Annotated in this window: 12 protein-coding genes; 8 read left to right on the top strand and 4 right to left on the bottom strand. The window is 47.2% G+C overall.

What is annotated here, in order from left to right:
* The gene (locus NYE42_RS18580; RefSeq protein ID WP_352426633.1) at positions 1-1,725 is read left to right on the top strand and encodes an ABC transporter ATP-binding protein; all 1,725 of its coding nucleotides are present in this window, start codon (positions 1-3) and stop codon (positions 1,723-1,725) included.
* Positions 1,726-1,796: 71 nt separating this feature from the next.
* On the opposite strand, the gene NYE42_RS18575 is transcribed toward NYE42_RS18580, so the two are convergent.
* The 3 genes from NYE42_RS18575 to cls form a co-directional block, all read right to left on the bottom strand.
* Positions 1,797-2,069 (bottom strand): hypothetical protein, encoded by a 273-nt coding sequence (locus NYE42_RS18575; RefSeq protein WP_003151087.1) that lies wholly within the window; start codon positions 2,067-2,069, stop codon positions 1,797-1,799.
* Positions 2,070-2,137: 68 nt separating this feature from the next.
* Entirely contained in the window at positions 2,138-3,100 is a 963-nt protein-coding gene (gene uvsE, locus NYE42_RS18570; protein ID WP_352426632.1) for a UV DNA damage repair endonuclease UvsE, read from the bottom strand.
* Positions 3,101-3,112: 12 nt separating this feature from the next.
* Complete coding sequence (cls, locus tag NYE42_RS18565; protein ID WP_227051156.1) at positions 3,113-4,312, bottom strand: cardiolipin synthase; 1,200 nt, start codon at positions 4,310-4,312, stop codon at positions 3,113-3,115.
* A gap of 138 nt (positions 4,313-4,450) precedes the next feature.
* On the opposite strand from cls, the gene NYE42_RS18560 reads away from it, so the two are divergent.
* The 3 genes from NYE42_RS18560 (at position 4,451) to pyrG (ending at position 9,162) form a co-directional block, all read left to right on the top strand.
* Entirely contained in the window at positions 4,451-6,559 is a 2,109-nt protein-coding gene (locus NYE42_RS18560; protein WP_144463845.1) for a (Fe-S)-binding protein, read from the top strand.
* Between the two features lie 227 nt (positions 6,560-6,786).
* Positions 6,787-7,314 carry a DNA-directed RNA polymerase subunit delta gene (rpoE, locus tag NYE42_RS18555; protein ID WP_007407616.1) on the top strand — a complete coding sequence of 176 codons (528 nt, stop codon included), beginning with the start codon at positions 6,787-6,789 and terminating at the stop codon, positions 7,312-7,314.
* A gap of 240 nt (positions 7,315-7,554) precedes the next feature.
* Positions 7,555-9,162: a glutamine hydrolyzing CTP synthase gene (gene pyrG / locus NYE42_RS18550; protein WP_007407615.1), complete on the top strand. Its 1,608-nt coding sequence runs from the start codon at positions 7,555-7,557 to the stop codon at positions 9,160-9,162.
* A gap of 47 nt (positions 9,163-9,209) precedes the next feature.
* On the opposite strand, the gene NYE42_RS18545 is transcribed toward pyrG, so the two are convergent.
* Positions 9,210-9,731, bottom strand: coding sequence for a DUF2529 domain-containing protein (locus NYE42_RS18545; RefSeq protein ID WP_007407614.1), 522 nt, complete (start codon positions 9,729-9,731; stop codon positions 9,210-9,212).
* 164 nt (positions 9,732-9,895) lie between these two features.
* Here NYE42_RS18545 and spo0F point away from each other — a divergent pair, with 164 nt between their 5' ends.
* From spo0F to NYE42_RS18525, 4 genes are all read left to right on the top strand, one after another.
* Positions 9,896-10,270, top strand: a complete 375-nt coding sequence (gene spo0F, locus NYE42_RS18540) for a sporulation initiation phosphotransferase Spo0F (RefSeq protein WP_012118670.1) — start codon at positions 9,896-9,898, stop codon at positions 10,268-10,270.
* A 175-nt stretch (positions 10,271-10,445) separates the two neighbouring features.
* Positions 10,446-11,303: a class II fructose-bisphosphate aldolase gene (locus NYE42_RS18535; RefSeq protein WP_003151102.1), complete on the top strand. Its 858-nt coding sequence runs from the start codon at positions 10,446-10,448 to the stop codon at positions 11,301-11,303.
* 118 nt (positions 11,304-11,421) lie between these two features.
* Positions 11,422-12,060 (top strand): fructose-6-phosphate aldolase, encoded by a 639-nt coding sequence (gene fsa / locus NYE42_RS18530; RefSeq protein WP_007407613.1) that lies wholly within the window; start codon positions 11,422-11,424, stop codon positions 12,058-12,060.
* Between the two features lie 308 nt (positions 12,061-12,368).
* Positions 12,369-13,658: a UDP-N-acetylglucosamine 1-carboxyvinyltransferase gene (locus NYE42_RS18525; protein ID WP_007407612.1), complete on the top strand. Its 1,290-nt coding sequence runs from the start codon at positions 12,369-12,371 to the stop codon at positions 13,656-13,658.
* The last annotated feature ends 22 nt before the right edge of the window (positions 13,659-13,680 follow it).

Raw genomic sequence — 13,680 nt, 5'->3', positions numbered from 1 at the left:
GTGCTGCGACAATTTTTTTCTTATTATAAACCGTACAAAAAGCTGTTTTTTCTCGACTTCTTTTCTGCCATCGCCGGCGGATTGATGGAGCTGAGTTTTCCTCTGATTGTCAATTACTTTATCGATACATTGCTCCCGGGGCGGGAATGGAGTCTGATTATTTTGACTTCCGCTGCTTTATTCGGGGTCTACGCCCTCAGCTCGGCACTTCAGTATGTTGTGACGTATTGGGGCCATATGCTCGGCATTAACATTGAAACGGATATGCGGAAAAAGCTTTTCGACCATCTGCAAAAGCTTTCGTTCAAATTTTACGATAACAACAAAACGGGCAGTTTAATGTCCAAGCTCACCAATGATTTGATGTATATCGGAGAAACCGCCCACCATGGGCCTGAAGACCTGTTTATCGCGATCATGACGATTTTGGGCGCGTTCGGTGTGATGCTGTTTATTAACTGGCAGCTCGCGCTGTTGACTTTTATCATTATGCCGGTCGTCATTTGGCTTGCTTTGTATTTCAATAAAAAAATGACCTCTGCGTTTACAAAACTGAACAAAGACGTCGGGGACTTCAGCGCGAGGGTTGAAAACAATATCGGCGGCATCCGTCTTGTTCAGGCTTTCAGCAATGAAGCGTTTGAAACGCAGCGGTTTGACGTGAACAATCAGCGTTTCCGCAAAACAAAGCTGACATCATATAAAATCATGGCGAAAAACGGCTCGATCAGTTACATGCTGACAAGATTCGTCACGCTGTTCGTCTTATTGTGCGGCACATGGTTCGTGATCCGCGGATCGTTATCTTACGGGGAATTCGTCGCTTTTGTGCTGCTGACGAACGTTCTGTTCCGTCCGATTGATAAAATCAACGCGATTATTGAGATGTATCCGAGAGGCATTGCCGGTTTTAAAAGCTTTATAGAAATACTGGAAACGGAGCCTGATATCAAGGACGCCCCGAACGCGAGACATGTGTCCGGTTTAAAAGGGAATATCCGTTATGATGGTGTGTCATTCGGTTACGAAGAAAACAGTCCGGTTCTGTCGGGAATCAATTTGTCCATTCATGCCGGGGAGACAGTCGCATTCGTCGGGCCTTCGGGAGCGGGAAAATCAACGCTGACAAGTCTGCTGCCGCGCTTTTATGAGCCGTCTGAAGGCGTGATTTCCATCGACGGAATCGATATTAAGGACATGACGCTGTCATCATTGCGCGGACAAATCGGCGTCGTCCAGCAGGATGTCTTTCTGTTTTCCGGCACATTGCGGGAAAACATTGCTTACGGGCGGCTGGACGCGTCTGAGGAAGAAATCTGGCAGGCCGTCCGCCAGGCGCATTTAGAGGACTTGGTAAACGGGTATCCCGACGGTTTAAACACGGTGATCGGCGAGCGCGGCGTGAAGCTGTCAGGCGGGCAGAAGCAGCGGCTTTCCATCGCCAGAATGTTTTTGAAAAACCCGTCGATCTTAATTTTAGACGAGGCTACATCAGCCCTCGATACAGAAACGGAAGCCGCCATTCAAAAATCGCTGCAAGAGCTGTCTGAAGGACGCACAACGCTTGTGATCGCCCATCGGCTGGCTACGATTAAGGATGCGGACCGGATCGTCGTCGTCACGAAAGATGGCATCGCTGAACAAGGTCATCATAAGGAACTGCTGGCATCCGGCGGCATGTACCAGAGACTTCATCAGGCGCAATTCGGCGAGCTGATTCATTAATAAAAGAAAAAGGATAGACGAGCGGGGGCCGGGCAGCCTCCTGTCTATCCTTTTTTTTATGTAGTCCGTATTTAATGGGCTTCTTTTTGCGCAGGTTCGATGATATGTTTGAAACGGTCAACAAGCTGCACCGCTTTCTTTCCTTCCACTACAATTAAATATTCTTGTTCTTTATGGGCCATTCTGAACGTTTCCAGTTCAATGATATCTTTGATTTTGCACATCGTTTTTTTAGAGTAGATATACAGCTCGTGGCCTCCCGTGTGGCAAAGCTGATAAAGCTGAAGCATGTTTCTTAAAGTGAACTTCTTAGCGGCTATTTTCAAAGATGTAATGTTTTTCATATGTTTTCTCCTCCGTCTGATGGTCTGTTATTTCGGAAATTCCCCATATAAACGGGTGATAAACCTGGTTATGCCTTCCACCTCAGCACTCCGCCCGCCAGGCGTTTGACTCCCCGGATGGCGCTTAATTCTTCGACGAGCCGGAGCAGCGCCCGGTCTTTCTCTTTCGCCTCAATCATAAAATCGATGTCCGTATCCCATTGTCGAAACCGCTCCAGCACCGGCAGAATAAAATTCGCATCCACATAGTCCGCATGACTGCGTATGGCTGATTCTGATTTTGGCGAGGAGAGATGGACCTTCGGCTTTAAGCCGATCCGCTGCCATGTTTTGATCATCCGCGGAAGAATGTCATCTAAATCAGCGTCATCGGTCGGATTGGCGTAAAAATGGTGATAATCAAACACAAACGGAATACCTTCTTGTTCACATACACTGAGTGTTTCCTCGGACGTATATGTTTTATCATCGTTTTCTAAAGTCATCCGCTGTTTGATGACATCGGGAAGTTCTTTCAGATTCACGCGGAAACGGCCAAGCGCGCTTTGTTTGTCACCGTAAGCGCCTCCGACATGGATGTTGATGACGGAACGGTCCGCGATGTCCATTGCGTCCAGCATGTCATAATGATAGGCCATATCCTTGACCGCATTTGCGGTAATCTCCTGTTTCGGGCTTGTAAAAAGCGTGAATTGGTTCGGATGAAAGCTCGTTCTGAGGTCATATTTTCTGACCAGCCCGCCGATCTCACGAAACTCCTGGCGAAACGGCGTGACAAAATCCCACAGCACATCCGGATGGGTGGCGAGCGGCACAATCGAGCTTGAGAACCTGTACAGCGGGATGCCGTGGCTGATCACATAGTGGATGGTGCGCAGCGTATTGGTGAGATTTGCTTTCGTCACAGAAAGCAGGGCGTCTTTCCGCTCGCTGCGGGAAAGTTTGGTATAGCGCGCATATGTTAAGGTTTTTGCGGGGGACGCGTCCCAAAGGCACATGGCGTTTGCGACGAATCCGAATCTGAACAGCATATGGTTTCTCCTTTATAAAAAGTAAGATATGGCCTTTCCCAGCCATTCTGCAGGAAGCTGTCTGACGGAGCGCTGTTTCACTTTTTCTAATGTGAGAAGCTCGGATTTTTCGATGTCCTGCTTTATGGTTGAAAGCACTTCCTTTGTAAAGGCTTCATCATAAATGATGACATTCACCTCTTCATTCCAGAACAGGCTCCGTTTATCAAAATTCGGCGTGCCGATAATGCTGATGCGGTCATCAATAATGAAAGCTTTGACATGATAAAAGCCTTGATAATACCGATAGATGAGGCAGCCGGCCTTCAGAAGCTCGGGATAATAGGTAAAAGCTGTTTCCCGAACGAACGGGTGGTCTGACTTCATCGGCACGATCAAGATGACTTTGACGCCTTTTCGGCAGGCTGAAATAAGCGCTTCCTGAAGCTTTTTGCTCGGTACATAATAAGGCGTGCCGATAATGATTTTTTTCTCCGCCTTACGGATGCAGTTTTCATAATGCGATTCAAGCGAAAAACCGTCAGACGCATATGTCCTATGAGAGATATTCCCTTCGGATAATGCCGGATAAACCCCGGGTGATCCGGGTGCTTTTCCGGTGTTTCGTTTCAGATCGCTTACAAAAAGAGTCTGAAGATCCGCCGTGCCTTCTCCGGTCATCCGCAGGTGATAATCCTCCCAGTTTCCGAACTTCGCTTTTTTGCCGAGGTACTCTTCAGCGATATTAAAACCGCCGACATAGCCGATTTTGCCGTCAATGACAGTCACTTTCCGGTGATTCCGTTTTTGCAGCCTGAAAAATAGAAACGGAAATGCCGGTTTATTTAGAAAATGAACGTGAACGCCGGCTTTTTTCAACGTTTGAATGGAAGGCTTTTTCACTTGGCGGCTGCCCGCCCAATCGAGCAGCAGATATACGGAGACGCCGGCCTGGGCCTTTTCCTTCAATAAATGAAACATCTCATGGCTGACTTGGTCGTTCTTCATAATAAAAAACATCATATGAATAGAAGAGACGGCTTGGCGGATATCAGCCGTCATCTGCCGCACAAGCTCGCTGCCGCAGTGAATGAGTGTGATATCACTCTTTTTCGGGTCAAAAACGGGCTCATACGCCTGTTTTTTGTACGCCGCCCGGCCAAGCAGCATATCAAGCAGCATAAGTGCGATCAATATGATAAAAATGACAAGCAACACAAAAATGACCTTCATACCGACGCTCCTTTCCGAAGTATTCGTAGTGTGCCCTGAGAATGTGAATTTAATTATTGACTGAACACTCATTCATTATTTATGATAAAGTAAAGATATGACAATGAAGAGGGGTATCAGAACAAAGGGGGAGACAAGATGAACGCATTTCTCATGGTAAACGCGCTGCTGTTTTCAGCTGTAACCGCTTACGCCGTTTATTTATTCGTTTACCTGATCAGAACGAGGATCGCTTATATTAAGCTCGGCCAAAGGGAAGAATTTGATAAACGCCTGAAAGAACGTCTTCAGAAGATATGGGTGAATGTGTTCGGACAGAAAAAACTGCTGAAAGATAAAAAGAGCGGCATCATCCACGTTCTGTTTTTTTACGGTTTTATACTCGTTCAGTTCGGCGCAATTGATTTTATTCTGAAAGGGCTGCTTCCTGACCGCCATCTGCCGTTCGGTCCGCTTTATCCGGCGTTTACCTTTTTTCAGGAAATCGTCACGTTTCTGATTTTAGTCGCCGTAGTCTGGGCGTTTTACCGGCGCTACATTGAAAAACTCGTCAGACTGAAACGCGGGTTTAAAGCGGGGCTTGTCCTGCTGTTTATCGGCGGACTGATGGTGACGGTGCTTCTCGGGAACGCCATGAACCTTTTATGGCACGATCATTCTCTGTCTTGGACGGAACCGATCGCTTCCTCCATTGCGTTTGTGCTCGGCGGTCTTTCAGCGCCGGCGGCCGCCGCCGTGTTTTATGTTTCATGGTGGCTTCATCTGTTGTTTTTGCTCAGCTTTTTAGTGTACGTGCCGCAATCAAAGCATGCGCACTTAATTGCGGGTCCGGCGAATGTGTTCCTCAGCAGGCTGGATTCAAAAGGAAAGCTGGAAAAAATCGATTTCACCGATGAGTCGAAAGAAAGCTACGGCGTCGGAAAGATTGAAGACTTCCGCCGCTCTCAGCTTGTCGACCTTTACGCCTGCGTCGAATGCGGCCGCTGTACAAATATGTGTCCGGCCTCCGGTACGGGCAAGATGCTCTCGCCGATGGACCTCATTTTAAAGCTCAGAGACCATTTGACGGAAAAAGGCGCTGCCGTGACGTCAAAATCTCCGTGGGTGCCCGCGCCCGTTTTTCAGCACACGAAGGCGAATCAGCTCGCCGCGGCTTCCTCAGGGGGAGGATCGCGTGAAGCGGCGGCAGCCATCGATTACAACCCGAGCTTAATCGGCGAGGTCATCACGGAAGAGGAGATTTGGGCGTGCACCACTTGCCGCAACTGTGAAGATCAATGTCCGGTCATGAATGAACACGTTGATAAAATTATCGATCTGCGACGTTATCTTGTGCTTACGGAAGGGAAGATGGACAGCGACGCGCAGCGGGCCATGACTAGCATTGAAAGACAGGGAAACCCGTGGGGCTTAAACCGGAAAGAGCGGGAGAACTGGCGGGAGCAGGCTGATACAGAAATTCCGACAGTGAAAGAAATGAAAAAACAAGACAAAGAGTTCGACTATTTGTTTTGGGTCGGATCAATGGGTTCCTACGATAACAGGAGCCAAAAGATTGCCGTCTCATTTGCAAAGCTGCTTAATGAAGCGGGCGTATCCTTTGCGATTCTCGGCAATAAGGAAAAAAACTCAGGCGATACGCCGCGCCGTTTGGGCAACGAGTTTCTGTTCCAAGAGCTGGCGGAACACAACATCGGCGAATTTGAAAAACACGGGATCAAAAAAATCGTCACGATTGATCCGCACGCCTATAATATGTTCAAAAATGAATATCCTGATTTCGGATTCCGGGCCGAAGTCTATCATCATACTGAATTATTAGCCGAGCTTGTGTCACAGGGGAAACTAAAACCGCTTCACCCGGTGAATGAAACGATTACCTTCCATGACTCGTGCTATTTAGGAAGATACAATGAAGTGTATGAGCCGCCGAGAGCGATCTTAAAAGCCATTCCGGGCGTTCAATTGAAGGAAATGGAGCGCAGCCGCGAAAACGGGATGTGCTGCGGCGCCGGAGGAGGGCTCATGTGGATGGAAGAAGAAACGGGAGCGAGAATCAACACGGCCCGGACTGAGCAGGCGCTTTCTGTCAGTCCGACGGTCATCAGCTCCGGCTGTCCTTACTGTCTGACCATGCTCGGTGACGGTACGAAAGCGAAAGAAGCCGAAGACGCGATCGGCACTTATGATGTCAGTGAATTGCTCGCCATGTCTGTATTCGGCGCCGAAAAACAAGAGTCTTTATAGAAAGAAGCGGGCCGCCGGCGCATATGCCGGCGGCTTTGTTTTCGCACATCAGCCGATTTATGAAGGGACGGCTCTAAAATTTCTTAAATTACGCTGTTAAGGGTAGCATATTCTGTTTTAATTTGTTTATAATGAGAGGTATGGTTTATGAACAAAACAATACAAATTCGTTCTTATTATAGGATAGAAACAGATACATATAAGTAATAGAAAGGGAGTGTCCGACCTTGAGTATCAAACAATATTCTCAGGAACAGCTGAAGCAGATGGCTTTAGTTGAAATCGCTCACGAAATTTTCTCAGAACATAAAAAACCGGTTCCGTTCCAGGAGCTGCTGAATGAAATGATCTCCTTGCTCGGTGTTACGAAAGAGGAACTGGGTGACCGTATCGCCCAATTTTATACAGACCTGAACATTGACGGCCGCTTTATTGCTCTGTCAGACCAGACGTGGGGGCTTCGCAGCTGGTATCCGTACGATCAGCTGGACGAAGAAACACAGCCGACTGTAAAAGCGAAAAAGAAAAAAGCGAAAAAAGTCGTTGAGGAAGATCTCGACCTTGATGAATTCGAGGAAGTTGACGAAGATGACATCGATCTCGATGAAATAGAAGAAGATATTGACCTTGAAGCAGACAGCTTTGACGATGAAGATATCGATGAAGAAGATGACGACGAGCTTGAGATCGAAGACGAGATGATTGAAGAAGATGAGGAAGATTATGATGATGAGGAAGAGGATCGCAAAGACTGATTTTATATCAGCAAAACGATCTTGACTTTCATTGTCGAACTATGTAGTATGTATTTTGGGCTCTTCAAAAAGAAGAGAATTCATAAGAGTGCTACGCTCCCTTTCAAGAAATTGAAAGGGAGCTTTCTTATTTTCATCTCCCAAATTCTTTTACACATCATTTGTTTTTAGTGAAATGATTTTCTATAAAACGGCACATTTTAAGGAATGTAGCGCAGACCGAAGAGAGGAGCAAACGAAATGACGAAATATATTTTTGTAACCGGGGGAGTTGTATCATCACTCGGAAAAGGAATTGTGGCTGCATCACTTGGCCGCCTTTTGAAAAACAGAGGCATGAGCGTCACCATCCAAAAATTTGACCCTTATATCAACGTTGACCCGGGAACGATGAGCCCGTACCAGCACGGTGAGGTATTCGTTACCGATGACGGCGCTGAGACTGACCTTGACTTAGGGCATTATGAGCGGTTCATTGACATTAATCTGAACAGATTCAGCAACGTGACGACCGGTAAAATCTATTCTGCCGTATTGAAAAAAGAGCGCCGCGGGGACTACCTCGGCGGAACGGTTCAGGTCATTCCGCACATCACAAATGAACTGAAAGACCGCGTGTACCGTGCAGGCAAAGAAACAAACGCAGATGTAGTCATTACTGAGATCGGCGGAACAGTGGGAGATATCGAATCCCTTCCATTCCTTGAAGCCATCCGTCAAATGAAAAGCGACATCGGCCATGAAAACGTGATGTACATTCACTGTACGCTTGTTCCGTACATCAAAGCGGCGGGCGAGCTGAAAACAAAACCGACGCAGCACAGCGTAAAAGAGCTGAGAAGCCTCGGTATTCAGCCTAATATCATCGTCGTGCGCACGGAAATGCCGATTTCTCAAGATATGAAAGATAAAATCGCGCTCTTCTGCGATATTGACACGAAAGCGGTCATCGAGTGCGAAGATGCGGACAACCTTTACTCCATCCCGCTTAACCTTCAGGAGCAGGGACTCGATAAGCTTGTCTGCGATCATATGAAATTAGAATGCAAAGACCCGGATATGACGGAATGGAAAGACCTTGTCACGAAAGTGAAAAACTTGTCTAAAACCATTACAATCAGCCTCGTCGGTAAATACGTCGAGCTTCAGGACGCTTACATTTCAGTCGTTGAATCACTGCGCCACGCCGGCTATGCGTTTGACGCTGATGTGAAGATCAAATGGATTAACGCCGAAGAAGTGACAGAAAGCAATATTCAAGAGCTGACTAGCGGCACAGACGGAATCATCGTGCCCGGCGGTTTCGGAGACCGCGGCGTAGAAGGGAAAATCATCGCCGCCAAGTATGCGCGTGAGAATAAAATTCCGTTCTTCGGCATCTGCCTCGGTATGCAGATTGCATCCATTGAATATGCGCGAAACGTATTAGGTCTGGAAGGGGCTCACTCTGCGGAGATCGATCCGTCCACTCCTTATCCGATCATCGACCTTCTGCCAGAACAAAAAGATGTCGAGGATCTCGGAGGAACGCTTCGTCTCGGACTGTACCCTTGTAAGCTTCAGGAAGACACGAAAGCCTTCGAAGCGTATGCGGATGAAGTGGTATACGAACGCCACCGCCACCGTTATGAATTCAACAACGAATACAGACAGCAAATGGAAGAGAACGGATTTGTGTTCTCAGGAACAAGCCCTGACGGCCGTCTTGTGGAAATCATCGAGCTGAAAGATCATCCTTGGTATGTCGCTTGCCAGTTCCACCCTGAGTTCAAATCAAGACCGACAAGACCTCAGCCTTTATTCAAAGACTTTATCGGCGCTTCCGTACAAGCTGCAGAACAGAAGTAATAAAAAAAGACTTGCCTCCTTTAAAAGCGGCAAGTCTTTTTTCTGCATCAGGCATATTCCTGCATCATTTCCTTTAACGTAAAGGACAGTGCGTGATAGACATACAGGCCTGTCATTAATGAAGGAAAGCCGTATCTTGTCCCGTCTTCATCAGGCAGAAGCGGCATTTTTAATTTGCTGTCAATATGAACATCACAAAATTCCTCAATCCCGGTTTGATCTTTGATGACAGGAGATACGCCAACGAGGCCGATCCCTTTTTCATAAAGCTTTTGAGCCAGCGCCTGTTCTTCAGCCGTGCCCGGACCTGAACAAAACATCAGCACCCTGTCGCTTTCTGTAATCGAATCGGCTGTATCCGGAAACGCTTTGACGGAAGGCATCGGTTCTGAGCCGAGTTCCGCCTCGCACAAAATGCCCTGCATCTCATTTGCGCCGTATAAATAAATGGTATGGCCGCTGACGGCTGCCTGCGCCAGCAGGCGCGCGCCGTCTTCTATTGCTTCGGATTCCTTATCCTGAATGCGGGAAAAAATGCCTGCAAGCTGCGTCGTAAATATCTTTAACATGAGTGAAACCTCCTTTACACATACAAGAACAGTATACAACAAAAGAGAAAATGCTCAGAAAATGTCGGAAAGTAGACTATTATAATTAAAGGAAATGTGAAAATCAAACAGAATACATAAACAACTGCTTCCTTTTGACGAAAATGATAATATTGGGGTGTAAAATGATGAATGAAAAGATTTTAATCGTAGATGACCAATACGGTATACGCATATTGCTCAATGAAGTGTTTCATAAAGAAGGGTACCAGACGTTTCAGGCCGCCAACGGCATACAGGCGCTGGACATCGTAACGAAAGAACGGCCCGATCTCGTGCTTTTAGATATGAAAATCCCCGGCATGGACGGAATCGAAATTCTCAAGCGCATGAAGATGATCGACGAATCTATCCGCGTCATTATCATGACCGCTTACGGAGAACTCGATATGATTAAGGAATCAAAAGAGCTCGGAGCGCTGACCCATTTTGCGAAACCTTTTGACATTGATGAGATCAGAGACGCGGTGAAAAAATATTTACCTCTAAAATCGAATTAATAAAATTAGAAACAATTATGTCATTGTGTTGCCGATTTGTCGAAAAGTTGGTATCCTAGAGATGGAGAAAAAGCGATCTGTTGTTTTACATATGACAGGTTTTTATGGTCATGCTATAGGTGGAAAGCTTTTTTCGAGAAGAAGCAAATCAGGCTACATAAGGAGGACTTTCGACATGCCTTTAGTTTCAATGACGGAAATGTTGAATACAGCTAAAGAAAAAGGATATGCTGTTGGACAATTTAACTTAAATAACCTTGAGTTCACTCAAGCTATTTTACAAGCAGCAGAAGAGGAAAAATCCCCGGTTATTCTTGGTGTTTCAGAAGGCGCGGGACGCTACATGGGCGGCTTCAAAACAGTGGTTGCCATGGTTAAAGCTCTTATGGAAGAATACAAAGTGACAGTTCCTGTCGCCATTCACTTAGACCACGGTTCAAGCTTTGAATCTTGTGCGAAAGCGATTCATGCAGGCTTCACTTCTGTAATGATCGACGCATCTCACCACCCGTTTGAGGAAAACGTAGCAACTACAGCTAAAGTGGTTGAGCTTGCTCATTTCCACGGCGTTTCAGTTGAAGCTGAGCTTGGAACTGTAGGCGGACAGGAAGATGACGTGATTGCTGAAGGCGTAATCTATGCTGACCCTAAAGAGTGTCAAGAACTTGTAGAGCGCACTGGCATCGACTGCCTTGCACCTGCACTGGGTTCTGTTCACGGCCCTTACAAAGGCGAACCGAACCTCGGTTTCAAAGAAATGGAAGATATCGGCAAATCAACCGGCCTTCCGTTAGTACTTCACGGCGGTACAGGAATTCCGACTGCCGACATTAAAAAATCAATCTCACTTGGTACGGCTAAAATCAACGTAAACACTGAAAACCAAATTTCTTCTGCAAAAGCTGTCCGCGAAACATTGGCAGCTAAGCCGAACGAATACGATCCTCGTAAATATCTTGGACCTGCTCGTGAAGCGATCAAAGAAACGGTTATCGGCAAAATGCGTGAGTTCGGTTCTTCAAACCAAGCTTAATCCAATGTAACATCCATATACCGCCTGACAGGATTGACAGGCGGTTTTATGTCTTACCTTTAGAAAGCGCAATCATGTTTTACAGTTCTGAAAATTTATTACTGGGGAGGCTTTCCTTATGTTATTTTTCATTGATACAGCAAACATTGACGAGATTAAAGAAGCTTATGAACTTGGCGTTCTTGCCGGAGTTACGACAAACCCTAGTTTAGTGGCGAAAGAAGCTGACGTGTCTTTCCATGACAGACTTCGTGAGATTACGGAAGTCGTGAGCGGATCAGTAAGCGCGGAAGTCATTTCCCTGAATGCTGAAGAGATGATTGAAGAAGGTAAAGAACTTGCGAAAATCGCACCGAATATCACGGTGAAAATCCCGATGACGTCTGAAGGGTTAAAAGCCGTAAAAGCGCTGAGCGACCTGAACATTAAAACAAACGTAACGCTCATTTTCAGCGCCAACCAAGCGCTTTTGGCGGCAAGAGCCGGGGCGACTTATGTATCTCCGTTCTTAGGCCGTCTGGATGACATCGGCCATAACGGTCTTGAACTGATTTCAGAAATAAGACAGATTTTTGACATTCATGACATTGATACACAAATCATCGCAGCTTCCATCCGTCATGCGCAGCACGTGACTGAAGCCGCTTTACGCGGTGCGCATATCGGTACGATGCCGCTGAAAGTCATTCACCAGCTGGCGAAACATCCGTTAACGGATAAAGGCATCGAGCAATTCTTGGCAGACTGGAATAAATAAGGGTGAAAAGGGCGGCAAACCGGTTGATCCGTTTGCCGCACCCTTATGTTTTCCTGTTTGGCAGCGGGCCTTCAGTATCAAAGTGAAGAGTGTGTTTCCCCGGAATGTGAACCCGGCGGGCCTCTGTGCATCCTGTGTTAAAAATGCCCCGCAAAGCTTCGCTATTTTCTTCCTGTTATTTTATAATGTCCTTGTATTCTTTCTCTTCGAATTGGCTACATTTTGGACAAGAGCTTTATTTGCAGAGACAGAATAAAATGCCATTTTATTTACGCTCCGCAGCTATCTTCTTATGGAAGGAGACTATCATGGAAAAGTTGAATATTGCCGGCGGCGATCCGTTAAACGGAACCGTACATATCAGCGGTGCGAAAAACAGCGCCGTCGCATTGATACCCGCAACCATTCTGGCAAATTCCGAAGTAACGATTGAAGGGCTTCCGGAGATCTCAGATATTGAAACGCTGCGTGACCTGCTGAAAGAAATCGGCGGAAACGTCCATTTTGAAAAAGGAGAAATGGTCGTCGACCCTTCCCCGATGATCAGCATGCCGCTTCCCAACGGCAAAGTGAAAAAACTCCGCGCTTCCTATTACTTAATGGGCGCGATGCTGGGCCGCTTCAAACAGGCGGTCATCGGACTGCCGGGCGGATGCCATCTCGGGCCGCGGCCGATTGACCAGCACATCAAAGGGTTTGAAGCGCTTGGGGCGGAAGTCACCAATGAACAAGGCGCGATTTATCTGCGCGCCGAGAGGCTGAGAGGCGCACGGATTTATTTAGATGTCGTCAGCGTCGGAGCGACGATCAATATCATGCTTGCCGCTGTACTGGCTGAAGGTAAAACCGTGATAGAAAACGCCGCCAAGGAACCTGAGATTATTGATGTTGCCACATTGCTCACCAGCATGGGCGCAAAGATCAAAGGCGCGGGAACCAATGTAATCAGAATCGACGGCGTAAAAGAGCTGCACGGATGCAGGCATACGATCATTCCGGACAGAATTGAGGCGGGCACCTTTATGATCGCCGGCGCCGCGATGGGGAAAGAAGTCATTATTGATAATGTCATACCGACTCACCTGGAGTCTTTAACGGCGAAGCTCAGGGAAATGGGTTTTCACATTGAGACGAGTGACGATCAGCTTCTTATGCTCGGCGGGCAGAAGCAGATAAAACCGGTCGACGTAAAAACGCTTGTTTACCCGGGATTCCCGACTGATCTTCAGCAGCCGATGACATCTCTGTTAACGAGAGCCAGCGGCACGAGCGTCGTAACCGATACCATCTACTCGGCCCGTTTTAAACATATAGATGAGCTGAGACGGATGGGGGCCAACATGAAAGTGGAAGGCAGGTCGGCCATTATCACCGGTCCGGCCGAGCTTCAGGGCGCAAAAGTAAAGGCGAGCGATCTGCGTGCAGGCGCTTGTCTGGTCGTCGCCGGGCTCATGGCTGACGGCGTAACCGAAATTACCGGTCTCGAGCATTTAGACCGCGGCTACAGCAATCTTGAGAAAAAACTCGAAGGTCTGGGCGCCACAATCTGGCGGCAAAGACTGACGGACGAAGAGATAGAACAGCTCCAAAATTCATAGAAATGCGGACTTTTGAGAGGAG

Origin of the sequence: Bacillus sp. FSL K6-2865 (genome assembly GCF_040311405.1) — a bacterium.
Lineage (GTDB): Bacteria > Bacillota > Bacilli > Bacillales > Bacillaceae > Bacillus > Bacillus velezensis.
This window is presented reverse-complemented; position numbering and strand designations above follow the sequence as displayed.